General features: G+C 68.6%; 23 protein-coding genes. 20 read left to right on the forward strand and 3 right to left on the reverse strand.

What is annotated here, in order from left to right:
* Positions 1-156: 156 nt before the first annotated feature.
* The 9 genes from pcrA to AC1MED_RS04330 all read left to right on the forward strand — a co-directional run bounded on the left by pcrA (position 157) and on the right by AC1MED_RS04330 (position 11,552).
* Entirely contained in the window at positions 157-2,730 is a 2,574-nt protein-coding gene (pcrA, locus tag AC1MED_RS04290) for a DNA helicase PcrA (RefSeq protein WP_479785618.1), read from the forward strand.
* 55 nt (positions 2,731-2,785) lie between these two features.
* The gene (locus tag AC1MED_RS04295; RefSeq protein ID WP_479785620.1) at positions 2,786-3,493 is read left to right on the forward strand and encodes a hypothetical protein; all 708 of its coding nucleotides are present in this window, start codon (positions 2,786-2,788) and stop codon (positions 3,491-3,493) included.
* A 225-nt stretch (positions 3,494-3,718) separates the two neighbouring features.
* Complete coding sequence (gene sucC / locus AC1MED_RS04300) at positions 3,719-4,888, forward strand: ADP-forming succinate--CoA ligase subunit beta (protein ID WP_346959954.1); 1,170 nt, start codon at positions 3,719-3,721, stop codon at positions 4,886-4,888.
* Positions 4,889-4,900: 12 nt separating this feature from the next.
* Positions 4,901-5,803 carry a succinate--CoA ligase subunit alpha gene (gene sucD, locus AC1MED_RS04305; RefSeq protein WP_175322052.1) on the forward strand — a complete coding sequence of 301 codons (903 nt, stop codon included), beginning with the start codon at positions 4,901-4,903 and terminating at the stop codon, positions 5,801-5,803.
* A 182-nt stretch (positions 5,804-5,985) separates the two neighbouring features.
* Positions 5,986-6,714, forward strand: a complete 729-nt coding sequence (locus tag AC1MED_RS04310; protein ID WP_346959953.1) for a FadR/GntR family transcriptional regulator — start codon at positions 5,986-5,988, stop codon at positions 6,712-6,714.
* Positions 6,715-6,961: 247 nt separating this feature from the next.
* Entirely contained in the window at positions 6,962-8,311 is a 1,350-nt protein-coding gene (locus AC1MED_RS04315) for an MFS transporter (RefSeq protein ID WP_479785623.1), read from the forward strand.
* 9 nt (positions 8,312-8,320) lie between these two features.
* Positions 8,321-9,097, forward strand: a complete 777-nt coding sequence (locus AC1MED_RS04320) for an SDR family NAD(P)-dependent oxidoreductase (RefSeq protein WP_479785625.1) — start codon at positions 8,321-8,323, stop codon at positions 9,095-9,097.
* Between the two features lie 62 nt (positions 9,098-9,159).
* Entirely contained in the window at positions 9,160-10,677 is a 1,518-nt protein-coding gene (locus AC1MED_RS04325; protein WP_479785627.1) for a four-carbon acid sugar kinase family protein, read from the forward strand.
* Entirely contained in the window at positions 10,674-11,552 is an 879-nt protein-coding gene (locus AC1MED_RS04330; protein WP_479785628.1) for an NAD(P)-dependent oxidoreductase, read from the forward strand. The genes AC1MED_RS04325 and AC1MED_RS04330 overlap by 4 nt, the downstream gene beginning before the upstream one ends.
* Positions 11,553-11,585: 33 nt before the next feature.
* On the opposite strand, the gene AC1MED_RS04335 is transcribed toward AC1MED_RS04330, so the two are convergent.
* Positions 11,586-12,341: a ZIP family metal transporter gene (locus AC1MED_RS04335; RefSeq protein WP_479785630.1), complete on the reverse strand. Its 756-nt coding sequence runs from the start codon at positions 12,339-12,341 to the stop codon at positions 11,586-11,588.
* 233 nt (positions 12,342-12,574) lie between these two features.
* Here AC1MED_RS04335 and AC1MED_RS04340 point away from each other — a divergent pair, with 233 nt between their 5' ends.
* The 9 genes from AC1MED_RS04340 to AC1MED_RS04380 all read left to right on the forward strand — a co-directional run bounded on the left by AC1MED_RS04340 (position 12,575) and on the right by AC1MED_RS04380 (position 21,272).
* Complete coding sequence (locus AC1MED_RS04340; protein WP_346959947.1) at positions 12,575-12,877, forward strand: DUF4193 domain-containing protein; 303 nt, start codon at positions 12,575-12,577, stop codon at positions 12,875-12,877.
* A 100-nt stretch (positions 12,878-12,977) separates the two neighbouring features.
* Complete coding sequence (locus tag AC1MED_RS04345; RefSeq protein ID WP_346959946.1) at positions 12,978-13,682, forward strand: GntR family transcriptional regulator; 705 nt, start codon at positions 12,978-12,980, stop codon at positions 13,680-13,682.
* A 211-nt stretch (positions 13,683-13,893) separates the two neighbouring features.
* On the forward strand, positions 13,894-14,892 hold the full coding sequence (locus AC1MED_RS04350) for a sugar phosphate isomerase/epimerase family protein (protein ID WP_479785632.1): 999 nt from the start codon (positions 13,894-13,896) through the stop codon (positions 14,890-14,892).
* Positions 14,893-14,971: 79 nt separating this feature from the next.
* Positions 14,972-16,693 carry a dihydroxyacetone kinase family protein gene (locus tag AC1MED_RS04355; RefSeq protein WP_479785633.1) on the forward strand — a complete coding sequence of 574 codons (1,722 nt, stop codon included), beginning with the start codon at positions 14,972-14,974 and terminating at the stop codon, positions 16,691-16,693.
* Between the two features lie 87 nt (positions 16,694-16,780).
* Positions 16,781-17,245 carry a ribose-5-phosphate isomerase gene (locus AC1MED_RS04360; protein WP_346959960.1) on the forward strand — a complete coding sequence of 155 codons (465 nt, stop codon included), beginning with the start codon at positions 16,781-16,783 and terminating at the stop codon, positions 17,243-17,245.
* A complete protein-coding gene (locus tag AC1MED_RS04365; RefSeq protein ID WP_479785635.1) occupies positions 17,242-18,195 on the forward strand; it encodes a 3-hydroxyacyl-CoA dehydrogenase family protein in 954 nt (317 codons plus the stop codon). The genes AC1MED_RS04360 and AC1MED_RS04365 overlap by 4 nt, the downstream gene beginning before the upstream one ends.
* A gap of 37 nt (positions 18,196-18,232) precedes the next feature.
* Positions 18,233-19,000: an SDR family NAD(P)-dependent oxidoreductase gene (locus AC1MED_RS04370; protein ID WP_346959942.1), complete on the forward strand. Its 768-nt coding sequence runs from the start codon at positions 18,233-18,235 to the stop codon at positions 18,998-19,000.
* An 87-nt stretch (positions 19,001-19,087) separates the two neighbouring features.
* On the forward strand, positions 19,088-20,434 hold the full coding sequence (locus tag AC1MED_RS04375) for an MFS transporter (protein WP_346959941.1): 1,347 nt from the start codon (positions 19,088-19,090) through the stop codon (positions 20,432-20,434).
* Between the two features lie 37 nt (positions 20,435-20,471).
* Positions 20,472-21,272: a triose-phosphate isomerase family protein gene (locus tag AC1MED_RS04380; protein WP_479785636.1), complete on the forward strand. Its 801-nt coding sequence runs from the start codon at positions 20,472-20,474 to the stop codon at positions 21,270-21,272.
* Here the strand turns inward: AC1MED_RS04380 and AC1MED_RS04385 are convergent.
* Together AC1MED_RS04385 and AC1MED_RS04390 are read right to left on the reverse strand one after the other, a co-directional pair.
* Complete coding sequence (locus AC1MED_RS04385) at positions 21,230-21,712, reverse strand: SRPBCC family protein (RefSeq protein WP_346959939.1); 483 nt, start codon at positions 21,710-21,712, stop codon at positions 21,230-21,232. The genes AC1MED_RS04380 and AC1MED_RS04385 overlap by 43 nt on opposite strands.
* Positions 21,709-22,068 carry an ArsR/SmtB family transcription factor gene (locus AC1MED_RS04390; RefSeq protein ID WP_346959938.1) on the reverse strand — a complete coding sequence of 120 codons (360 nt, stop codon included), beginning with the start codon at positions 22,066-22,068 and terminating at the stop codon, positions 21,709-21,711. Before AC1MED_RS04390 ends, AC1MED_RS04385 begins: the two co-directional genes overlap by 4 nt.
* A 214-nt stretch (positions 22,069-22,282) precedes the next feature.
* Between AC1MED_RS04390 and AC1MED_RS04395 the strand changes: the two genes are divergently transcribed.
* Together AC1MED_RS04395 and AC1MED_RS04400 are read left to right on the forward strand one after the other, a co-directional pair.
* Complete coding sequence (locus AC1MED_RS04395) at positions 22,283-23,926, forward strand: alkaline phosphatase D family protein (RefSeq protein ID WP_479785637.1); 1,644 nt, start codon at positions 22,283-22,285, stop codon at positions 23,924-23,926.
* A complete protein-coding gene (locus AC1MED_RS04400; protein WP_479785638.1) occupies positions 23,923-25,203 on the forward strand; it encodes an alkaline phosphatase family protein in 1,281 nt (426 codons plus the stop codon). Before AC1MED_RS04395 ends, AC1MED_RS04400 begins: the two co-directional genes overlap by 4 nt.
* Positions 25,204-25,209: the final 6 nt, after the last annotated feature.

Below are 25,209 nucleotides of genomic sequence, written 5' to 3' on the forward strand. Positions count from 1 at the left end.
TTACGTGGCCGCCCGGGGGACATGCTCATACTTGGGCTCTAAGCGTGGACATAACGCCAGTATGTTCATCCGCTGGCGCTTGGGGAGGGCATGTCCCGCGGGTGGGAGGGGCCGCGGATCGTGGCGTCAGTGGCACCGCCTAGACTTGTTAACACCATGGATATGTTGTTTGACCCCTATGCCGACGGACCCCTCCAAGCTGCCTCCACCCCGGCCGCGCCCGCCAAAGCGTCCGGAAACCCGGGGGTTGGCAGCGGCCTGCCGGACCTGGGATCTGCCCCCGGCTTCGGGTCCTCCGGAAGCCACCCCGGCGGGAGCAACGGCGGAAGTCACCACGTCGGCGGCCACAACGGGAACCCCGGTGGACACGAGGACTGGGACCGCCCCAGGCTCCCCAACGCGGATGAGCTGCTGCAGGGCCTGAACCCTCAGCAGGAGGAAGCAGTCAAGCACGCCGGCGGCGCATTGCTGATCGTCGCAGGCGCCGGCTCCGGCAAGACCCGGGTGCTCAGTAACCGCATCGCCTACCTGATCGCCACCCGGCGCGCGCACCACGGCGAGATCCTGGCCATCACCTTCACCAACAAGGCCGCCGCGGAGATGCGGGAACGGATCGAACTGCTGGTCGGCGGCCGGGCCAAGACCATGTGGATCTCCACCTTCCACTCCTCCTGCGTCCGAATCCTGCGGCGCGAGGCGGCCAACGTCGGCCTGAACTCCAACTTCTCCATCTACGACTCCGCCGACTCGCTCCGGCTGATCACGCTGGTGGCCAAGAACCTGGACCTGGACCCCAAGCGGTTTGCCCCCAAGGCCATCCAGCACAAGATCTCCGCGCTCAAGAACGAGCTGATCGACGCGGACAGCTACGCCTCCAGCGCCAACTACAGCGACCCCTTCGAACAGGCCGTCGCCGAAGTTTTCAAGGGTTACACGCAGCGCCTGCGCCAGGCCAACGCGATGGACTTCGATGACCTGATCGCCGAGACGGTCTACATGTTCCGGGCCTTCCCGGCGCTCGCTGACTCCTACCGGCGCCGCTTCCGGCACGTGCTGGTGGACGAGTACCAGGACACCAACCACGCCCAGTACGCCCTGGTGCGCGAGATTGTCGGCGAAGGCCCCGGCGCGGCCGAGCTCACGGTCGTCGGCGACTCCGACCAGTCCATCTACGCCTTCCGCGGCGCGGACATCCGCAACATTGTGGAGTTCGAGAAGGACTATCCGGATGCCCGGACCATCAAGCTCGAGCAGAACTACCGCTCCACCCAGACCATCCTCAGCGCCGCCAACTCGGTGATCTCCCGGAACCCCAACCGGCCGGAGAAGCGGCTCTGGACGGCCGAGGGCGACGGCGAGAAGATCGTCGGCTACGTCGGCGAGAACGAGCACGACGAGGCCCAGTTCATCGCCAAGGAAATCGACCGGCTGCAGGACGAGGGCAACCTCCGCCCCGGCGACGTCGCGATCTTCTACCGCACCAACGCCCAGTCCCGGTCCATCGAAGACGTCCTGGTCCGCGTCGGGCTGCCCTACAAAGTGGTCGGCGGCACCCGCTTCTACGAGCGCAAGGAAATCAAGGACGCGCTCGCCTACCTGCGCGTGCTGGTCAACCCGGACGACGACGTCAACCTGCGCCGCATCCTGAACGAGCCCAAGCGCGGCATCGGCGACCGGGCCGAGGGCGCCATCGCCTCGCTCGCGCAGCGCGACCGGACCTCCTTTATGGCCGCCGCCCGCCGCGCCGAGGAAGCACCGGGCATGGCCACCCGCTCAGTGAACGCCGTCCTGGGCTTCGTGAAGCTCCTCGACGACCTGGCCGAGGTTGCCTCCGGGTCGGGCGCCGCCGCCGCCCTGGAAGCCGTCCTGGAGCAGACCGGCTACCTCGCCACGCTGCGCTCCAGCACCGACCCGCAGGACGAATCCCGGGTGGAAAACCTCGCCGAACTCGTCGCCGTCGTGCGCGAATACGAGCGGGACAACCCCGAAGGCTCCCTCGGCGCCTTCCTGGAACAGGTCTCCCTGGTGGCCGACGCCGACCAGATCCCGGACGCGCCGGGCGCCGACATCGATGCCGCCGTCGCCGAAGCCAAGCGCCTCGGCGTGGTCACGCTGATGACCCTGCACACCGCCAAGGGCCTGGAGTTCCCGGTGGTGTTCCTCACCGGCATGGAGCACGGGCTGTTCCCGCACCAGCGCTCCGCCACCGACCCCAAGGAGCTGGCGGAAGAACGCCGGCTCGCCTACGTGGGCCTGACCCGCGCCCGGAAACGCCTGTACCTGACCCGGTCCGAGGTCCGCAGCATGTGGGGCCAGAGCCAGTACAACCCTGCCAGCCAGTTCATCGAGGAAATCCCGGCCGAGCTGGTCGAGTGGAAACGCGAAGGATCCACCCGCCAAGCCAGCAGTTGGGGGAGCGGCGGCTCGATCGGGTCCAGCCGCTACGGCGGATCCTTCTGGGGCGCGGGCACCGCCCGCGGCACCGGGGCGGACTCCTCGGCCGGCTTCAACGCGGACGTCCCGGCCGCCATCGCCAAGAACAGGGTCCAGCCGCAGAAGGAGATCGTCGCCGTCAGCGTGGGGGACAAGGTCAACCACACCAGCTTCGGCAACGGCACCGTGCTGGCCGTCGAAGGCGCGGGGGACAAGACCGTCGCGAAGGTGAAGTTCGGCGTCGGCGAAAAGCGGCTACTGCTGCGGTACGCCCCGCTCACCAAGATCGACGCGTGACCGGACCTCAAACCCGCCCCGCGGGTCCGCCGGCCAGCGCGTGCCGACAGGCATAATGGAGCGCATGCGTCGGACGTTTTTGGGGATCCTGGCCGCCTTTGTCCTGGCGGTGTCCACGGCGTGCACCGTTACGCAGAAGGACCCGGACTACGTCCCGCCGGCCCCGCTGCCCGCCCTGGAGCAGCTCAAGCAGGCGCCCCTGACGGACCCGGCGTCGCTCAATGCCGGGCCGGACTCCTTGAGCTTCGTCACCGCGGACCGCAACATCGTCTGCTCGCTGACCTCCGCGCGGGGCGGCCACGTCAACCTGCCCTATGAGCAGAACGGCTTCGCCGGCAGCGGGAATGCCAAGTTCGCGACCGTGCCGGTGGCGCACTGTGAGCTCGCCGCCTACCCGGAGCCCGACGCCAAGGACATCCGCGACGACTGCTCCGGCACCGGCCTCGGCTACCTGGGCGGCACGGCTCTGCTGACCCCGGACCAGGCCGTCTACGGCGAATGCCGCTCCGGCGTCACACAGCAGGAAACCGAGTACGGTCCCAAAGGCACCCGCAACGGTCCGATCTCGCAGCTGCCCGTCATCGGGGACGGGCAGAACATCGAGCGCAACGGCCTGCGCTGCTCCGCCTACAACGGCGGGGTCGCCTGCGGAAACGTCTCCGCCGGCGTCGCATTCTTCGTTGCGCGCGACCGTTACGAGCTGATCTTGCCGGCCGCCAAAAAGCCCACCGCGGCGCCGTCGGAGGCCCCAAAAACCCCGTAATCTAGCGGTTTTTCTACGCTCAATAGAATAGTGTCCTTACTCACATAAGCGGTACTCTGGGTCGGGCTGGTCCAAACGAAGGACTAGAGTTCGAAAGAGGAGCATTGCGCCGTGTGGCTCGTTTCCAAGCTTGTCGCAGGGTGCGTTTATTCCGCAGCCCGGTAACCGCGAGTACGTGGGGTCCGGCTGTACAGAAACTACTTCGACGTAGAAGGACACTAAACCGTGGACCTGTTTGAATATCAGGCGCGCGATATGTTCGAGGCGCACGGTGTACCCGTGCTTGCTGGCATCGTGGCGCACACCCCTGAAGAAGCAAAGGCAGCTGCCGAGAAGATCGGCGGCGTAACTGTCGTCAAGGCACAGGTTAAGGCCGGTGGCCGCGGAAAGGCCGGGGGCGTTAAGGTCGCCAAGACCGCCGATGAGGCGCTGGAGCACTCCACCAACATCCTCGGCATGGACATCAAGGGCCACACCGTCAACAAGGTGATGATTGCCCAGGGTGCCGACATCGCCGAGGAATACTACTTCTCCGTCCTGCTGGACCGTGCCAACCGCAACTACCTCGCCATGTGCTCGGTCGAGGGCGGCATGGAAATCGAGCAGCTCGCCGTCGAACGTCCCGAGGCCCTCGCCAAGATCGCGATCGACCCGGCCGTCGGCATCGACCAGGCCAAGGCCGACGAGATCGTCGCCGCTGCCGGCTTCGCCGAGGAACTGCGCGGCAAGGTCGCCGCCGTGATCCTCAAGCTGTGGGACGTCTTCAAGAAGGAAGACGCCACCCTCGTGGAGGTCAACCCGCTGGTCAAGACCGGCGCCGGCGACATCGTCGCCCTGGACGGCAAGGTCTCCCTCGACGAGAACGCCGACTTCCGCCACCCGAAGCACTCCGCCCTTGAAGACAAGGACGCCGCGGACCCGCTCGAGGCCAAGGCCAAGGCCCAGGACCTCAACTACGTCAAGCTCGACGGCGAAGTCGGCATCATCGGTAACGGTGCCGGCCTGGTCATGTCTACGCTCGACGTCGTCGCCTACGCCGGCGAAAACCACGGCAACGTCAAGCCCGCCAACTTCCTGGACATCGGCGGTGGAGCTTCCGCCGAGGTCATGGCAGCAGGCCTCGACGTCATCCTGGGCGACGAGCAGGTCAAGTCCGTCTTCGTCAACGTCTTCGGCGGCATCACCGCCTGTGACGCTGTCGCCAAGGGCATCGTCGGCGCACTCGCCGAGCTGGGCCACTCCGCGAACAAGCCGCTGGTCGTCCGCCTCGACGGCAACAACGTCGAGGAAGGCCGCCGCATCCTGGCCGAGGCCAACCACCCGCTGGTTACCCTGGCCGCCACCATGGACGAGGGCGCCGACAAGGCTGCCGAGCTCGCCAACGCAGCGAAGTAAAGGGACCCGACTATGTCTATTTATCTGAACAAGGACTCCAAGGTCATCGTCCAGGGCATCACCGGCGGCGAAGGCACCAAGCACACCGCCCTGATGCTCAAGGCCGGCACCAACATTGTCGGCGGCGTCAACGCCCGCAAGGCCGGCACCACGGTCCTGCACGGCGACAACGAAATCACCGTCTTCGGCACCGTCAAGGAAGCCATGGCGGAGACCGGCGCGGACGTCTCCATCGTCTTCGTGCCGCCGGCCTTCACCAAGGACGCCGTGGTTGAAGCCATCGAGGCCGGCATCGGCCTGGTCGTCGTCATCACCGAAGGCGTGCCGGTCCAGGACTCCGCCGAATTCTGGGCACTGGCCCAGTCCAAGGTCGACGCCGACGGCAAGCAGGTCACCCGCATCATCGGACCGAACTGCCCCGGCATCATCACCCCGGGCGAGGCCCTCGTCGGCATCACCCCGGCCAACATCACGGGCAAGGGCCCCATCGGCCTGGTCTCCAAGTCGGGCACCCTGACCTACCAGATGATGTACGAACTGCGCGACCTGGGCTTCTCCACCGCCATCGGCATCGGCGGCGACCCGGTCATCGGCACCACCCACATCGACGCCCTCGAAGCCTTCGAAGCTGACCCCGAGACCAAGGCGATCGTGATGATCGGCGAAATCGGCGGCGACGCCGAAGAACGTGCCGCCGACTACATCAAGGCCCACGTCACCAAGCCGGTCGTCGGCTACGTGGCCGGCTTCACCGCCCCGGAAGGCAAGACCATGGGCCACGCCGGCGCCATCGTCTCCGGTTCCGCGGGCACCGCCCAGGCCAAGAAGGAAGCCCTCGAGGCTGCCGGCGTCAAGGTCGGCAAGACGCCGTCCGAGACGGCCAAGCTGCTGCGCGAAGTCTACGCAGCGCTCTAAGTTCCACAGCACCACAGCAACGCGGGGTCACCTCCGGCCCATTCCACTCACCGGAATGGGCGTGGAGTGACCCCGCGTTGCTTTTGTTAACGCACGACGGCGGCAAAGACCGCCGCCGGGCGTCGAGTAGTGTTGAGGAAAGGCAAACCGTGCGCTTCCGGGCGCGCAGGCAGGGGAACACGATGGCAGAAGCGCGACGGACGCTGGTCGACGTCGTTGTGGACAAAGTCCTCGAGTACATCCTCAGCGGCCAGATCAAGGCCGACGACGCCCTGCCGCCGGAGGCCGACATCGCCAAGGAATCCGGTGTCAGCCGCCTGACCGCCCGGGAAGCGATGAAGGCGCTCAAGGCGCAAAACGTCGTCTACGTGAAGCGCGGCCTGGGCACCTTCGTCAATCCGCCCGAGCGCTGGACCGGCCTTGATGCGATCATGCGGGCCGCGTCGAGGGGAGTCGCCTCCGACGAGGTGGCGCTGCGCCTGCTCGAGGTCCGTCGCATGGTCGAGACCGGCGCCGCCGAACTGGCCGCCGCCCGCCACAGCCAGGCCGACCTGGCCGCCATGACCGAAAGCGTCGAGCTGATGGAAGCCGCACACCACGCGGGCGACGTCGACGCACTGACCCTGGCCGACATCACCTTCCACGACACCGTACTGCGGGCCTCGGGCAACCCCTTTGTGCCCGCCCTGCTGGGCCAGCTCTCGACCCTGCTGTACGCCATGCGGCGGGAGACCTCGGCCTTCCCCGACGTGCAGCGGCATGCCATCCACCACCACAAACTGGTCCTGGCCGCCATCGCGGCCGGCGAGCCGGCGGCCGCGCGCTCCGCGATGGACGCCCACATCACCCAGACCTTCGAGGATTACGAACGCTACCTCGCGGTCTCCAGCCGCGGTGCCGCCGCCAGCTGAGCTGCCCCGGCCTGCTGAGCCCCGCGGGCAGCGGACCCCCGCGGCGGGCTGCCCTCCGCGGCGGCCCGGCAAGCCACTGCGGCTCTTTCCCGGCCCTGTTGACGCCGTCCTGCGCTGTGATTAGAATCTCATCTAGATATCAGACATCTGACATCTAAGTCAGCCACAGAATGCCGCCAGCCAAAGGAGTCTTTATGCGCGCGCACGTCCCTTCCCAGGGCACCCTGATCACCGGTGGAGGCCCGCGATGACCTCCCTGACCGCGGCCCCCGCGTTGAGCGAACTGGGCCAGACCACCCTCCGCAAGGTCCGCCGGCGGCTGATGCCGCTGATCGTCCTGCTGTACTTCATCGCCTACCTGGACCGCAACAACGTCGGCTTCGCCAAACTGGGCATGCAGGGCGACATCGGCCTTACCGAAGCTGCCTACGGCCTCGGCGCCGGCATTTTCTTCCTGGGCTACGCCCTGCTGGAAATTCCGAGCAACGGCGGCATGTACCGCTACGGCGCCCGCAAGTGGATCGCCCGCATCCTCATCACCTGGGGCATCTTCGCCACCGCCATGTTCCTGGTCAACGGGGAGACCACCTTCTACATCATCCGCTTCCTGCTGGGCGCGGCCGAGGCCGGCTTCTTCCCGGCCATCCTCTTCTACCTGACCCTCTGGTTCCCGGCCGCGCAGCGCGTGACCGTGCTGGGCATCTTCATCCTTGCCCAGCCGATCTCCAACGCCCTCGGCGCCCCGGTCTCCGGCATGCTCCTGGGCCTGGAAGGCGTCGCGGGCCTGCACGGCTGGCAGTGGCTGTACATCATTGAAGGCATCCCGGCGATCGTGCTGGGCATCATCACGCCGTTCGTCATGACCGACCGGCCCGAGCACGCCAAGTGGCTCAAGCCGGAGGAGCGCGACTGGCTCTCCACCACCATGAGCAAGGAACTGGCCGACAAGCAGAAGTCCGGCAACCACAACTTCCTTGCCGGCCTGAAGGATCCCCGCACCCTCGCGTACTCGGCCCTGTACTTCGGCCTGGTCTGCGGCATCTACGGCCTGGGCCTCTGGATGCCGACCATCGTCAAGGCCCTCGGCAAGTTCGACTCCGTCCAGGTGGGCTTCATCGTCTTCATCCCGTACGCCATCGCCGCCGTGTTCGTCTACTTCTGGAGCAAGCGCTCGGACCGCACCGGCAACCGCGTCTGGCACGCCAGCGCCAGCATGGTGCTTGCCGCCGTCGGCCTGCTCGGCGCCGGCTTCCTGCTCCCCGTCAACGCCGTGCTCGCCATGGTCTTCCTGACCCTGGCGGCGATGGGCATCTACTCCGCGATCGCACCGTTCCTGGCCATGCCGTCCGCGGCGCTGACCGGAGCCGCGGCAGCCGCCGGCCTCGCCATGGTGAACTCGCTCGGCAACCTGGGCGGCTTTGTGGCCCCGTACATCGTAGGCCTGCTCAAGGACGCCACCGGTAACAGCCAGAGCGGCCTCGTCTTCCTGGCCGCCTGCCTCGCGATCACCGCCGTCGCCACCTACCTCTACGCCCGCCACCGCCCGGAAGGTGTCTCCGCCTCCGGAGCAACCGTCCCCGCCGCAGACAGCCACTAGGAACCAGCCATGACCGAAAACAGCACCTTCCCCGCCGAGCGCACCGTCGTCCTGACCGGAGCGGCGTCGGCCCGCGGCATCGGCCGGGCCACGGCCGACCGCCTGGCCCGCGACGGCTGGTCCATCGCGATCCTGGACATCAACGCCGAGGACGCCAAAGCCGCCGCGGCCGAGATCGGCTCCAACCGGGCCGTCAAGGCGATCGGCGTCGGCGCCGACGTCTCGGACGAGGCCTCGGTGGACCGGGCCATCACCGAGGTCGAGGAGACGCTGCCGCCCATCGTCGGGCTGGCCAACCTGGCCGGGATCAGCTCGCCCACGCCGTTTATGGAAACGTCCGTCGCCGAGTGGGACAAGGTCTTCGCGATCAACATGCGCGGCACCTTCATCGTCTCGCAGCGGGTACTCAAGGGCATGATCGAGCGGCGGCTCGGCCGGATCGTCAGCGTCTCCTCGATCTCCGCCCAGCGCGGCGGCGGAACCTTCTCCAAGGTCGCCTACAGCGCCTCCAAGGCCGGAATCCTGGGCTTCACCCGGGCGCTGGCCCGCGAAGTCGGCGAGTTCGGCATCACCGTCAACGCGGTGGCGCCGGGCCCGATCGATACCGACATCATGGGCGGCACGCTGAGCGAGGAGCGCAAGGCCGCCATGTCCGAGGGCATCATGATGGGCCGCGTCGGCACCCGCGACGAAGTTGCGGCCCTGATGGCGTTCCTCCTGAGCGAGGACGCCGGCTACATCACGGCCGCCACCTACGACATCAACGGCGGCCTGCAGGTCTCCTGACCCCAGGCGCCTCTGGACGTGCCGTGCGGCTCCGGCCGCACGGCACCCGGAAGGACCACAGCATGACCCACGAAACCCATCCCGCCAGACATGGCACTGCCCGCCCCGGCGTGCCGGCCGCCCCGGATCCCGCCCCCGCGCCCGTTCCTGAACCGGTGCACCTGACCGGCGCCCGGCAGCGGATCCGCGACTACCGCGCCGCCACCGGCCGGCGCACCGCCGTGCTCGACGACGACCCCACCGGCTCGCAGTCCGTGCACGGCGTCTCGGTTGTCACCGTGCTTGAGGCCGCCGAGTACGCCACGGCGCTCGCCGAGCCGGAATCGACCTGCTTCATCCTGACCAACACCCGCAGCCTGGACGAGGCCGACGCCGTCGCGCTTAACCAGGCAGCCGGGCGGGCGCTGTTCGAACTTGAACAGCGGCTTGGCGCGCCGCTGGACCTGGTCAGCCGCAGCGACTCGACGCTCCGCGGCCACGTGATGGCCGAAATCCGCACCCTCGACGCCGTCCGGCGCGAGGTCACCGGGCGCGGGTTCGACGGCGTGCTGCTGGCACCGTCGTATTTCGAAGCCGGACGCTTCACCGCCGGGGATGTGCACTGGGCCATGGTGGGCGGGGAACCCGTGGCCGCCGGAGAAACCGAGTTCGCCAGGGACGCCACCTTCGGCTACCGGTCCTCGGACCTCAAAGACTTCGTCGCGGAGAAGAGCGGCGGCACCGTTGCCCGGGAGCAGGTGCTCAGCATCAGCCTTGAGGACATCCGCAGCGGGGGAGAGGACCGGGTCGCGGAGATCCTGCGCTCGGCCAGCGACCTGCAGCTCATCGTCGTCAACGCCACCGAGTTCGCGGACCTGGAGATCGTTGTGCTGGGCCTGCAGCAGGTCCAGCGCGAAGGCAAGGTGTTCCTGCACCGAACCGGGCCCTCTTTCGTCCGTGCGCTCGCCGGGCTCGACCCCAAGCCCACCTTGCAGGCGCAGGACATCTGGCCTGACGGCCGCCCGGCCGGCCACGGCCTCGCCGTCGTCGGCTCCCATGTGGGCCAGACAGCGCGCCAGGTCGCGGCGGCGCAGGCGCGCGGCGGCGTGACCGAGATCGAACTGTCCGTCGCCGACCTGGTCACCCCGGCCCGCCGCGGCGCGCACATCACGGACACCGCGGCCCGGGTGGTCGGTGCCCTGGCTGACTCCGACGTCCTGCTCTACACCTCGCGGTCGCTGCTCAAGGGAGCGGACGCTGCCGCCAGCCTGGAAATTGCCCGCAGCGTGTCGGCGGCCCTGATCGAGGTGGTCCAGGCCGCGCTCGCCGCGAACCCTGCGTGGGTGATCGCCAAGGGCGGCATCACCTCGCACGACGTCGCCGTGCGGGGCCTCGGCATCCGGCGCGCCACCGTGCTGGGGCAGCTGTTCCCCGGCATGGTCTCGGTGCTCCGGCCCGATGAGGCCGCACCCGGCGTGCAGGGCATGCCCTACGTCGTCTTCGCCGGCAATGTCGGCGACGAAAACGCGCTCGCCGACACCATTGAACTCTTCCGCGGCGGCACCACGTCCGCGGCCCCAGGAAAGGAAGTCACCCCATGAGCAAGGTCGGATGGATCGGGCTGGGCGCGATGGGCGGACCGATGGCGGTCATCCTCGCCGAAGCCGGGCACGACGTCGCCGCCTTTGACGTCGCCGAGGGCCGGGCGCAGTCGCTCGCTGTCCCCGGCCTGACGCCGGCGGCCTCGGCCAAGGACGCCGTGGCCGGGGCCGACGTCGTCGCCCTGATGGTCGCGACGCCGGCGCAGGCCGATGCGGTGCTGTTCGGGGCGGACCAACTCGCCGCGACGCTGCGCCCGGGCACCGTTGTCCTGCTGATGGCCACCGTGGGTCCGGCCGCTGTGATGTCGCTGGCGGAACGGCTGGCGGCGTTCGACGTCGAACTGGTCGACGCGCCGGTTTCCGGCGGCACCAAGCGTGCCGCCACCGGCGAGCTGCTGATGATGGTCAGCGGCTCCGAGCGGGCCCTGGCTGCGGTGCGGCCGCTGCTGGACGCGATGGCAAGTTCCGCGCCCGTGGTGGGGCCGAATGTTGGTGACGGGCAGAAGGTCAAGCTGGTCAACCAGCTGCTGTGCGGAGTGCACATCGCCGTTGCGGGGGAGGCCCTGGCCTTTGCCGAGGCCCTGGGCCTGGACCCGAAGGAGACCTGGGAGGTGCTGCGCTCCGGCGCCGCGGCGTCGTTTATGTTCGATGACCGGGGCTCCCGGATGGTGGACCCGGACAACACCGAGGTCCGCAGCGCGCTGGACATCTTCGTCAAGGACATGGGCCTTGTGGTCGACGCGGCCCGGGACAGCACGTACCCGGCGCCGCTCGCGGCCGCGGCCGAACAGCTCTACCTCAGCGGCCGGCGCGCGGGCCTGGGCCGGCGGGACGACTCGTCCGTGATCGAGGTGCTGCGCGGGCTCCAGCACTGAGATCCGTCGGGCCCAAGGGGCCGGGGGAGTCTTTCAGCCCCCGGCCTGGCTGATGGTGAAGGCCGCCAGGAAGCCGACGGCTGCAATGAGGCCCGTCAGGACATGGTGTTCTTCGAAAGCCTCCGGGATCATGGTGTCGGCAAGCATGGCCAAAATTGCCCCGGCAGCGATTGCGGTGATGAAGGCGACCATTTCTGCCGGAGCGTTCTGCAAGCTGGCGTAGCCGATGAGCGACGCCAGCCCGGAGATGAGGGCAATGCCTCCCCACACGCCAAAGACGTAGCCGGCGCTGCGGCCGGACTTCTTCATTCCCGCGGTGCTGGACAGCCCCTCGGGAACGTTGGAGATGAAGACCGCCGCGAGCACGGCCGTGCTGACCGAGCCCCCCGAGACGAGACCGAGCCCCAGGACGACGGATTCGGGAACACCGTCGAGCAGGGCTCCGATGGCAATGGCGGTGCCGCTGCCCGGCTTGTCCTTTTCCGAAGGTTGCTTTCCGCCGGAGCGTTTCCGGTGTTTGGCACCCTGCCGGGCCAGCAGGGCGTTCGCCCCGACATAGACCAGGGCCCCGGCCAGGAAACCCGCCACGGTCGGCCAGAGGCCGCCGCCCCGTTCCGCTTCGTCAACGAGGTCAAACGACAGTGCCGAGATGAGGACTCCGGCGCCGAAGGCCATGATGGAGGAGACGATTTTCGGTGCGATGGTCCACTTCCAGGCAACGGCCGCCCCCAGGACCAGGGCTGCGCCCGCCACCGTTCCCCAGAACAGGGCCTGTACCCACATGGGCATCTTGTTCCACCTTCCACGTCGTCGTTCACTTCGCCACCAACGCGCGAGGCCCAATGGCCCAACACCCCTGGGCCGCGGCAATGCTACCCGGGGGTACGCGGCCGCGCCTCGGTTATGACACTATAAGCATGCTTTCTAAGTTGGACCGTCGCCGGTTCGGCGAAGGGAATACCTGGGACCTGGTGTAGGTTGCAGTTGCGTCAGCCAAAAACGCCAGAAAAGAGAATGCCTCCGTGGCAACCGATTACGACGAAGTACGTTCCGACGTCAAAGAATCACAAGAGCGCTCCCTCGAAGCGTTGCAGTCCGCGAACGCTCCGGACGCCAAAAGTGTCATCCGCGAGCTCGACGAGGCCGATGCCTTCGACGACGCGATGACCCCCGGCGGCGAATTCGTCGCTGAGGAGCTGATCGTGCAGGTGATCCCGCAGGCCGAGGACGAGTTCACCTGCTACTCCTGTTTCCTGGTCCGGCACCGTTCCCAGCTCGCCTCCGAAAAGAATGGACACGCGTACTGCCTCGAGTGCAAAGGCTAGCGGCCGGCTCCCCGCGGGGCGGTACTGGCGGCTCCCGAGGGGGCGTCACGGCAGCGTCACGGCGGCGCCCGCGGGGGTCGCCCGGCTATAGGATTTGGGTATGGCAATCAAGGATCCGGCCGCCCGCGGCGTGAGTAGGCAGGTCCTCGCCGACCATGTTTACGAAGCCCTTCTGATCGCGCTGATGGACGGCCGGCTCGAGGCCGGCACGCCGGTCAGCATTGACGGCATGGCCCGCGAACTGGACGTCTCGCCGACGCCCGTGCGGGAGGCGCTCGCCCGGCTGGAAGCCACCGGCATGGTCCGCCGGACCGCCCTGCGCGGCTACCGGGTGGCGCCGTTGTTCACCAAGGACGAGTTGGCGGACCTGATGGACGCGCGCCTGGTGATCGAACCGGCCAACGCCTTGATGGCCTGCCGCCACGCCGACGCCGGCCTTACCGCCCAGCTGGCGCAGGCCATCGAGGACCTTAAAGCCGCGCCCCGGGGGCCGTCCTTTTCCGAGTTCCGCGCCTACTGGGAAGCCGACGAACGGTTCCACCGGCTCATCGCGGAGCACGCGGACAACCAGTTCCTGCTCTCCGCGTACAACGCACTGGGCGGCCAGGTGCAGCGCTTCCGCTTCTTCGGCGGCCTCGGCGTCACCGACGCGGACTTTGCGATCGCGGAGCACACCGAGATCCTCCGCGCCTTTGAGGCCGGCGACGCCGAGCTAGCGCGCCATCAGATGATCGCGCACATCGAGGGCGTCAAGCAGCGCTCGCAGCACGACAGCGAAGTGCACGACAGCGAAGTGCGCAGCTAGGGACCCCCCAGCTAGGCGCCGCACGGCTGGGCCCTGCACGGCTAGGCCCTGCGCCGCTAGCCATTGCGCGGCTAGGCACCGCGCCGTTCGGCGGCATCCCGCGCCGCGCTTTTTTCGCCCCGACCGGCGGATCACTTCCTCAGAAACCCTTGACAAGGCTCTCCTCTACGATGAATCCTATAGGAAATGTGATTCAAGATCTGGAGTGAAAATGTCGTACACCGCCGAAAACTGGCCCATCACCGCGGCCCTCCTGCAGTTCCCGGGCACGCGCCCCGACGGAACCTCGGTCCAGGATGCCCCCGCTACGGAGTGGCAGCGGGTGTTCGAGGAAGTCGCTGACGCGGGCTTCGCCAACGCCGACCTGACCGACAGCTGGGTTCGTCCGGGGGACCTCAGCCCGGCCCGGCTGGACGAACTCAGTGCCGCCGCCCGCCATGCCGGAATCGGACTGCCCGCCATCTCGGCGATCCGCCGCAGCGTGATCGAGGAGGCCAACTGGGAAGACAACCTGGCCTACACCCACCGCACCCTCGACGCGGCCGCGCAGCTGGGCTGCGAAGTTGTCTCGATCGGCCTGCACCAGGCCCTGACCCCGGCCCAGCGCGAACAGCTCTGGTTCTGGACGGTAAAGGGCCACCGCGACCCGGCGGGGGACAAGGACACCTGGAACAAGGCCGTCACCCGCATCCGCGAGGTGGGCCGGCACGCGGCCGAGCTGGGGCTCCTGGTCTCACTCGAGATGTACGAGGACACCTACCTTGGCACCGCGGACTCCTCCGTCCAGCTGGTCCAGGACATCGACCTGCCCAACGTGGGACTCAACCCGGACATCGGCAACCTGATCCGCCTGCACCGGCCCATCGAGGACTGGCGGGAAATGGTCCACAAGACCCTGCCGTACGCCAACTACTGGCACGTCAAGAACTACAGCCGCGACGAAAACCGGGCCAAGGACCAGTACGTCGCCTTGCCCGCACCGATGGAATCCGGCCTGATCAGCTACCGCGAGGCCTTCCAGTTCGCCATCTCCGTCGGTTTCCAGGGCATCATCTGCACCGAGCACTACGGCGGGGACGGCCTCAGCGTCACCGCCGCCAACCAGGACTACCTGCGCCGCCACGTCCTGCCCAAGCGCGACGGGTACTCCCTCGGCACGTCCCTGGTAGCCCAGGGCCGGCAGGCCCCGGCCGCCGTCGCCGCACACTAGGAGCCCGCGCACCCTAAACCGGCGGCGCCCCGGTGCCCGCCGTGTGCTCCAACCGCCCCAACCGGTTCAACGAGGAATCATGACAAAGATATTTGACGATCCCGCAAGCTTCGCGGACGACGCCCTCGACGGCTTCGCCGCCGTCCACCGCCAGTACGTGGCACGGGTGGACGGCGGTGTGGTCCGTTCCACCGAGACGCCGGAGGGCCAGGTCGCCCTGGTGATCGGCGGCGGCTCGGGCCACTACCCCGCCTTCGCCGGCCTGGTCGGCGCCGGACTCGCGGCCGGCAGCGCCTGCGGAAACATGTTCGCCTCGCCCTCCGCGGGCCAGGTCTACCGGGTGGCCAAGGCTGCGGAGACCGGGGGCGGGGTGCTGCTCAGCTACGGCAACTACGCCGGGGACGTGCTCCACTTCGGCCAGGCACAGGACAAGCTCAACGCCGAGGGCATCCCGACCCGCACGGTGTTGGTCACCGACGATATTGCCAGTGCCCCGCTGGCGGAGATCGACAAACGCCGCGGCATCGCCGGGGACCTGACGGTCTTCAAGGTGGCCGGGGCTGCCGCCGACGCCGGGCTGGACCTCGACGAGGTGGAACGGCTGGCGGTCAAGGCCAACCACCACACCCGCTCGCTGGGCGTCGCCTTCGCCGGCTGCACCCTGCCGGGCGCCGCGGAGCCGCTGTTCACGGTGCCCGAGGGCATGATGTCGGTGGGCCTCGGCATCCACGGCGAACCCGGCATCTCCGAACAACCGCTGCCCACCGCCAGCGAACTGGCCGCGCTGCTGGTGGACGGCCTGCTCAAGGACAAGCCGGAGACCGCCGGCCGCCGGGTGGTGCCGATCCTCAACGGCCTCGGCACCGTCAAGTACGACGAGCTGTTCCTGCTCTTCGGCAAGGTCGAGGCACTCCTGGCCGCCGCCGGACTCGAGATCATCGAACCCGAATGCGGGGAACTCGTCACCAGCCTGGACATGTCCGGGCTGTCGCTGACCCTGTTCTGGCTCGACGCGGAACTCGAGAAGTTCTGGTCCGCGCCGGCCGATACTCCCGCCTTCCGGAAGGGCAACCTGGCGCCCCGCCGGGCCAAAACCCGCGCCGCGCAGGCCGACGCCGAAGCAGCGCCCGCGCTGGCCGCCACGGCGGCGTCGACCTCCCTGGCCGCCACGGCGGTGGGAGTGCTGAAGGTGGCCCAGTCGGTCGTCGTCGAACACGAGGAAGCGCTCGGCAAACTGGACGCGATCGCCGGCGACGGCGACCACGGAATCGGCATGCGCCGCGGCGTGGACGCCGCGGTCGCCGCGGCGGAACAGTCCCACGCGGCCGGCGCCGGGCTCGAGGAAGTACTCGCCGCGGCCGGCGAGCAGTGGGCCGAACGCGCCGGCGGCACCTCCGGCGCGCTCTGGGGCGCGGCGGTCACCGCCGTCGGCCGCGCCCTGGGCAGCAAGGACGCCTACACCCCGGCGGACGCGGCCGCCGCCGTCGACGCTCTCCGCGATGCCATCATCACCCTGGGCAAGGCCGAAGCCGGAGACAAGACGATGGTGGACGCGCTGCTTCCGTTCGCCGACGTTTTCAACCGGGGAATCGACGACGGCGATGGCCTGGCCCGCAGCCTGCGGACCGCCGCCGACGCGGCCGCCCAGGCCGCCGAAGCCACCGCGGCTCTGAGCCCCAAGAAGGGCCGGGCCCGGCCGCTGGCCGAAAAGAGCCTGGGCCACCCGGACCCCGGCGCCGTGTCCTTCGGCCTGATCGCCGGCCGGGTGGCCGACTACGCGGCCTCCATCGAACGCAGCTAGAGGAGTATTCCCTTGTCACACGAGACACAAAGCCACAACACCGAGCCCACCAACACCGGGCAAACCAACCCGCAGCCCGGCTGGCGGATCGTCGTCGGCAACGACGAAGCCGGCGTCGAATACAAAAACGCCCTGCGTGAGCTGCTTGAAGCGGATCCCCGCGTCGCCTCGGTGGAGGACGTCGGCGTCGGCCCCGACGACGCCACCGCCTACCCGCACCTGGCCGTCGCCGCGGCCCGCAAGGTCGCCGCCGGCGAAGCCGACCGCGCCCTGCTGATCTGCGGCACCGGACTGGGCGTGGCCATCTCGGCCAACAAGGTCCCCGGCATCCGCGCCGTCACCGCGCACGACAGCTACTCTGTGGAGCGCTCCGTGCTTTCCAACAACGCCCAGGTGCTGACCATGGGCCAGCGTGTGATCGGCCTGGAACTGGCCAAGAAGCTGGTCGGCGAATGGCTGGGCCACCGCTTCGATGACACCTCCGCATCCGCGGCCAAGGTGGACGCAATCCACTCCTATGAAGGAGCTTCGGAAGGACAGGCAAGCAAATGACCACACGTAACATCGCCGTCGTCGGATCCGGCTACATGGGCGGCGGAATCGCGCAGGTCCTGGCCCTTGCGGGCGCCCGCGTCGCCCTCGCCGACGTCTCCGCCGAGATCGCCCAAAGCAACTACGAACGGCTGCTCAAGGAATCCGACGACTTCGTCGCCGCCGGGCTGTTCCCGGCCGGCGCCACCGAAACGCTCAAGGAAAACCTCTGGGCCGCGAAGGACATCGAGGAAGCCGTCGCCGACGCCGAATACGTCGAAGAAGCCGTGCCGGAGGTCCTCGAGATCAAGCACGGCACCCTGGGCCGGATCAGCGCCGCCGCCCGCCCGGACGCCATCATCGGCTCCAACACCTCCACCATCTCCATCGCGAAGCTCGCCGAAGTCGTAGTGAACCCGGAGCGCTTCCTGGGCGTCCACTTCTCCAACCCGGCACCGTTCATCCCGGGCGTCGAAGTCATCCCGCACGAGGGCACCTCCGAGGCCACCATCGAGGCCGCACGCACCATTGTGGGGGAGACCGGCAAGGAAACCGCGACCGTCAAGGACGTCACCGGCTTCGTGCTCAACCGGCTGCAGTACGCCCTGTTCCATGAGGCCGCGCAGGTCGTCGAGGAAGGCATCGCCACGGCCGAGGACGTGGACACCATGGTGCGCACCACGTTTGGTTTCCGGCTGCCGTTCTTCGGGCCCTTCGCGATCGCGGACATGGCCGGGCTGGACGTGTACGCGTTCTGCTACAAGTCGCTGCAGACCGGCTTCCCGGAGCGGTTCGCCACGCCGCAGATCCTGCAGGAAAAGGTCGACGCCGGCCAGCTCGGCACCAAGACCGGCTCCGGGTTCCTCAACGTCCCCGCCGACCGGACCGCCGCCCTGGTGGCGTACCGGAACAAGGCCTACGTCGCCATGCAGAAGCTCATCGAGGAACTCGGCCCCGCACCCCTGGGCTGACCACCGCTGCACGCCACCTTTTCCCTAGGAGACTCCCATGACCTCATTCCCAACAGACCGCACGGTGATCGTGACCGGCGCCGTCTCCGAGCGCGGCATCGGCCGGGCCACCGCGGAGTACCTCGCCGAGCGCGGCTGGAACATCGGCGTGATCGACCTCGACGACGCCGCCAGCAAGGCCCTGGCCAAGGAACTGGCCGAAAAGCACGGCGTCAAGGCCCACGGCGCCGGCGCCAACATCGGCGACGAAGCCTCGGTCCGCGCCGCGATCGATGAGATCGAGGCAGAGCTGCCGCAGCTCGTCGCCCTGGCGAACATCGCCGGGGTGAGTTCCCCGGTGCCGTACCTCGAACTCGACGCCGCCGAGTGGGACCGGGTGCTGAACATCAACATGAACGGGGTGCACTACGCCACCCGCCGGGCCGCCGAATCGATGGTCAAGCACCGGCTGGGCAGGATCGTCAACATCTCCTCGGTCTCCGCCCAGCGCGGCGGCGGCACCTTCAGCAAGACCCCGTACTCCGTGGCGAAGGCCGGCGTCATCGGCCTGACCCGCGCCACGGCCCGCGAACTGGGCGGGTACGACATCACCGTCAACGCCATCTCACCGGGCCCGATCGACACCGACATCATGGGCGGCACCCTCAGCGAGGAACGCAAGGATGAACTCGTCAAGGACCTGGTGGTCAACCGCGTGGGCAGCACCCGCGACATCGCGGCCGCGATCCACTTCCTGATCGGCGAGGACGCAGGCTACATCTCCGGCCAGACGCTCAACGTCGACGGCGGCCTGTACATGCACTGACGGCTCCGGAACGCAGGAGCCAGCAGAAACCGCGGGCCGCCGGCCCGCGGGGGAACCACCCCACCTCATCACTCGAAGGAGAGTGCTGTGTCCGTAACCACCGCTACATCCAAGGAGCTTCTGGCCCGTCCGGTCCTGAAGTCCGCGATCTCCAAGGCGGCCCGCCGGCTGATGCCGATGCTGGTCATTCTGTACGTCGTTTCGTTCCTGGACCGGACCAATGTCGGCTTCGCCGAGGCCGCCCTGGGCGCGGACAAGGGCGTGTCCGCCGCGGCCTTCGCCCTGGGTGCCGGCATCTTCTTCATCGGCTACGCGATCTTTGAGATTCCCAGCAACCTGCTGCTCAAAAAGGTCGGCGCCAAGATCTGGCTGGCCCGGATCGCGATCACCTGGGGCATTGTCTCGGCCTGCTTCGCCTTCGTGCAGGGCGAGACTTCGTTTGTGATCCTGCGCTTCCTGCTCGGCGTCACCGAGGCCGGGCTCTTCCCGGGCGTGATCATGTACCTCGCGGAATGGTTCCCCAACAAGGTGCGCGTGCAGATGTTCGCCATCTTCTACCTGGCGCAGCCGTTCTCGCAGATGATCGGCAACCCGCTCTCCGGCTGGTTGATCAACATCGGCGACCAGGTCCCCGGCCTGCGCGGCTGGCAGGTGATGTTCTTCGTCGAGGGCCTGCTCGCCGTGGTGGCCGGCATCGCGGCCTTCTTCTTCCTGATCAACGGTCCGGAAAAAGCCAAGTTCCTCAGCGGCGAGGAGAAATTCGCGCTCAAGGAAGTCATGGCGCTCGAGGACAACATCAAGGACGAGACCGGCCCCCGCGGCATCCTCGCCGCGATGCGCAACGGCCGGGTCTGGTACTTCACCGCCATCTACTTCTGCCTGCAGATCGCGGTCTACGGCGTGACGTTCTTCCTGCCCCAGCAGGTCTCCTCGCTGACCGGGCAGAAGGTGGGCCTCGCCGTCGGCCTGCTGATCGCCGTGCCGTGGTTCTTCGGCATCTTCTCCTGCTACTTCATCGGCAAGGCGGCCAACACGGTGGCCAAGCGGCGGAAGTTCGGCACCATCCTGTTCATCTCCACCGGCCTGTGCATCTTCGGCTCGGCCTGGGCAGGGACCAACCACCAGCCGGTGCTCGGCATGATCTTCATTACCCTGGCGGTCTGCAGCTTCCTCGCCGTCGGACCCGTGGTCTGGTCCTACCCGACGGCGTTCCTCGCCGGGTCCGCCGCCGCGGCGGGCATCGGCCTGATCAACTCACTCGGCAACCTCGGCGGCTTCGTCGCCCCGATCCTGCGGACGGCCGTCAACGAGGCCACCCATTCGCCCACCGGGTCCATGGGTGTCTACGCCCTCGGTGTGCTGCCCTTCGTGGCGGCGGCGATGATGTTTGCCACCAAGCGGTTCCGCAACAAGGCCGACGAGCTGCTGGACTAAGCCCGTCCCCGCTTCAACCCCACCCTGAAGGAGATCCATGAGCCGCACCTCCGGCACCAGCGCCCCCGCCGGCCCCCTGTACATCGGTGTCAGCACCAAGATGTACCTGGGGTACCAGGCGAGCCTGCGCTGGCTGTCGGAGGTGCGCGCCGTGGTCGACGCCCGGCCCGCCCTGGCCGCGAGCCAGGACATCCGGGTGTTCGTCATCCCGTCCTTCCCGGTCCTGGCGCAGGCGAAGGCGGTCCTGGCCGGATCGCCCGTGCTCCTCGGCGCCCAGAACTGCGCCTGGGCGGACGGGGCGCTGACCGGGGAAGTCAGCCCGGCCATGCTGGCCGAACTCGGCGTCTCGCTGGTGGAAATCGGCCACGCGGAGCGCCGCGCCCTGTTCGGCGAGGACGACGCCGTGGTGGCCCGCAAGGTGCGGGCCGCCGTCGACGCCGGGCTGGCGCCGCTGCTATGCATCGGCGAACCGGACAAGCTCAGCCCGGAGGACGCCGCCGGTTTCTGCCTGGCGCAGGTCCGGTCCGCCACCGGCGACGACGAGTCCCTGGCGCCGCGGCTGGTCCTGGCCTATGAACCGGTCTGGGCGATCGGGGCGGACAAGCCCGCCGCGCCGGCGTACGTGAACGCAGTGGTTGAACTGATCCGCCAAGGGCTCGGCGCGGCCTGTCCCATCATTTACGGCGGCAGCGCCGGGCCCGGGCTGCTGCTGGAACTGGCAGCGGCGGACGGACTGTTCCTGGGACGCTTTGCCCACGACGCCGCCAACCTCGGCCGCGTCCTGGACGAGGCCCTTCAGGCCCTCGCACCGGCCAGCAGTTCCTCGAGCCGCTCATAGCCTTCAGTCAGGCCGCCCTCCATCCCGGACTGCGCCATGCCGTCACGGGCCTCCATGCTGGGATACACGGCATGGCCGGCCAGCCGGGTGCGTCCGCCGCCCAGGTCCTCGAAGGTGAGGAACTCGATACTCACCACGTCCGGGTAGCCGCCGTATTCGAAGGTCTGGATCGCGAAGTCGTTGTCCCGGACGGTGTGGAAAACACCGCTGAACCGGTGCGCGACTCCGTCGGGTCCCGTGTGCGTGTAGCGGTAACTGCCGCCGGTGCGGAAGTCGTAGTGGTCCACGTCCATGGTGACCCGCCGCGGGCCGAGCCACTGGGCGAGGAGATCCGGTTCCTTGTGGGCCCGGAAGACGTCGGCCACGGGAAAGTCGAACTCCCGCTCGAAGTCGATGAAGGGCAGTCCTTCCGGAACCGTGAGTTTCAGGGCGTTGCTCATGATGAGTCCTTTGCCTGGGTGCCGCGCGCGGCGGCCTGGGATTGGAGCACGGCGTCGAGGCTGCGGAACTGCTCCTCGTGGACCAGCCGGTACTGGTCGATCCAGGCGGTGAGCGCCTCCAGCCGTGCGGGGTTCAGGTGGACGGGCCGGCGCTGGGCGTCTCGCGTGCGCGTGACGAGCCGGGCCTGCTCGAGGACCTGGATGTGCTTCGAGACCGCCTGCTTGGTGATCGCGAAGGGTTCCGCCAATTCATTGACCGTGGCAGGGCCGCGGCTGAGCCGGGCGATGATGCGGCGGCGGACAGGATCGGCCAGCGCCAGGAAGGCGGAGTCGAGGTGTTCGTCGTCGTCGGCCATGGTCAGCAATCTGTTCAGCCATCCTCTAATCAACGAAACGGTTGATCAATGTTTGGGTTGTTTAACCGTATGCCCGGGCCGCCCCGGCGGCAAGGGGCCTAGCGCGGCCGGCGGCCGCCGCCGGACTGCGCCACGGTGAACTCTGGGCGAACGTCCGGCCAATGGGGCTGAAAAACCGGCATTAGACCCGGCCCGGGTGCAGATACTGGAGAGCATGACTACCTTTACTCGTCGTCAAGTTCTGCGCTCTGCGGGGGTTGCCGCGGTGGCCGGAGCCCTGGCCACCAGCACCTCCGCGGGGGCATTTTCAGCCACCCCAAGCGGTCCGTTCGGCCACGGGATCGCCTCGGGGGATCCCCTCCCGGGCAGTGTGCTGCTGTGGACCCGCGTCACCCCCAGCCCCGAGTCGGTGCCCGGCAGCGGCATCGGCCCGGACGTCTCCGTGGGCTGGGAGGTCTCGGCTGACGCCGGCTTCAAGAAGGTCGTGGCCCGGGGTACTGCCGCCACCGGCGCGGCCCGGGACCACACGGTCAAGGTCGTAGCCGACCGGCTCGCTCCCGGCACCAGCTACTGGTACCGCTTCACGCTGGGCTCGGCGGTGTCCCCGGCGGGACGCACCCGCACGGCGCCGGCCGCCGGCGCACCGGTGGACCGCCTGAAGTTCGGGGTGGTGTCCTGCGCCAACTGGCAGGCGGGCTACTTCTCCTCGTACCGCCACCTGGCCGCGCGGGGCGACCTCGACGCCGTCCTGCACCTGGGCGATTACCTCTACGAATACGCGCCCGGCGACTACCAGGCCCGCGACGTCGTGGTCCGTCCGCACGACCCGGCCGTCGAGATGACGCAGCTGGAGCACTACCGCCGCCGCCACGCCCAGTACAAGACCGATCCCGATCTTCAGGCCCTGCACGCGGCCGCGCCCTTCATCGTGACCTGGGACGACCACGAATCAGCCAACGACGCCTGGCAGGGCGGCGCCGAGAACCACACCCCCGGCGTCGAAGGCGCCTGGAGCGAGCGCTTCGCCGCCGCGCACCAGGCCTACGCCGAGTGGATGCCGGTGCGCTACGAGCCGGGCGGCCAGCTCTACCGCCGCCTGGACTTCGGTTCCCTGGCGAGCCTGTCCATGCTGGACCTGCGCAGCTACCGCGACCAGCAGGCGGTCACCGGCGTGGATCCCTCGATCAGCAGCCCGGCCCGGACCATCACGGGCGCAGCCCAGATGGACTGGCTGCTGGGCAACCTCCAGTCCACCGGTCCGCAGTGGAAGCTCGTGGGCAACCCCGTGATGATCGCCCCGGTGCGGGTTCCCTCAACCCTGAGCACCGCAGAGCTGGGCGGCGTGCAAAAACTCATGGGCGGCACGAGCATCGGCGGCGTGCCGTACAACGTAGACCAGTGGGACGGCTACGAGGCCGACCGCAACCGCGTGGTCCGGCACCTGCGGGACAACGCCGTTAAGGACACCGTCTTCCTCACCGGTGACATCCACTCGGGCTGGGCCTGCGACATTCCCGCGGACCCGGCCAGCTACCCGGCCACCGGTGACTCCGTGGCTGCGGAGCTGGTCTGCACCTCGGTCACGAGCGACAACCTCGATGACATCCTCAGCGTTCCGCCCCGGACCGGTTCCGTCGGCGTCGAGAACGCCATCAAGGCGGCCAACCCGCACGTGAAGTACCTGGACTTCGACTCGCACGGCTACTCCGTGCTCGACGTGACACCCGCCGGCGTCCGCATGGACTGGTACGTCCTCGCCGAGCGCACCGCCGCCGGGTCCGGATCGACATTGACCACGTCCTTCAATGTTCAAACCAACACGGGCAAGGTCACGCCCGCACAGGGAGGCCTCGCATGAGCCATTCATCCACTACCCAGCCGACGCCGGGCCGCCGGCAGTTCCTGCAGCTTGCCGCCGCGGGAGGCGCCGCCGTCCTGATCTCCGCGGCCCCGGGCGCCGCCTGGGCCGCCCCGGCCACGGCCCGCACCCGGAGCTACGTGCTCGTGGTGGACGGCTGCCGTCCGGACGAGATCACGCCTGCCCTGACGCCGCGGCTGGCCGCCCTGCGCGACGCCGGCACGAACTTCCCGGCCGCGCGCTCCCTGCCGGTCATGGAAACCATCCCCAACCACGTCATGATGATGACCGGGGTCCGGCCGGACCGCTCCGGCGTTCCGGCCAATGCGGTTTTCGACCGCACCGAAGGCGTGGTCCGGGACCTCGACCGGCCCACCGACCTGCGCTTTCCCACCCTCCTGGGGCGGCTGCAGGAACGCGGGCTCACCACCGGCTCGGTGCTGAGCAAGAAGTACCTCTACGGCATCTTCGGCACCCGCGCCAGCTACCGCTGGGAACCCCAGCCGCTGCTGCCGGTCACCGGGCACGCGCCCGACGCCGCCACCATGGACGCGCTGCTCGCGATGGTGGGCGGACCGGACCCGGACTTCGTCTTCACCAACCTGGGCGACATCGACCGCGTGGGGCACTCCGACCTCACCGGAACCACGCTGCGTGCGGCCCGTGAAGCTGCCCTCGCGGACACCGACGTGCAGGTGGGCCGCTTTATCGACCACCTCAAGAGCACCGGAAAGTGGGACTCCAGCGTGGTGATGGTGCTGGCCGACCACTCGATGGATTGGTCCGTGCCGAGCAACGTCATCTCCATCGACCTGATCCTGCAGTCCAGGCCGGAGCTGCAGTCCAACGTCAGGATCGCCCAGAACGGCGGGGCGGACCTGCTTTACTGGACCGGCGCCGACGCCGACCGCGCCGCCGGGCTGGCCGCCGTCGAGCAGCTGGTCGCCGCGCACGAAGGCGTCCTGTCGGTCAACAAACCCGCGGACCTGCGCCTCGGGGCCGAGGCTGGCGACCTGGTGGCGTACTGCCGCGCGGGCTGGCGCTTCTCCGACCCCTACGTGGCCTCCAACCCCATCCCCGGCAACCACGGCCACCCAGCTACGGAGCCAATCCCCTTCTTCATCTCCGGCGGCAGCCCGGCCGTGGTCAAGCAATCCGTCTCCTCGGAGCCTGCCCGGACGGCGGACGTGGCCCCCACCATCGGCCAGCTCTACGGGCTTAAGGCACCGGCCGGGGGATACGACGGCACGGCCCGGAGCATTGCCTTCACCGCCTAGGCCGCG

It is taken from the genome of Arthrobacter sp. BI5, from assembly GCF_056680065.1.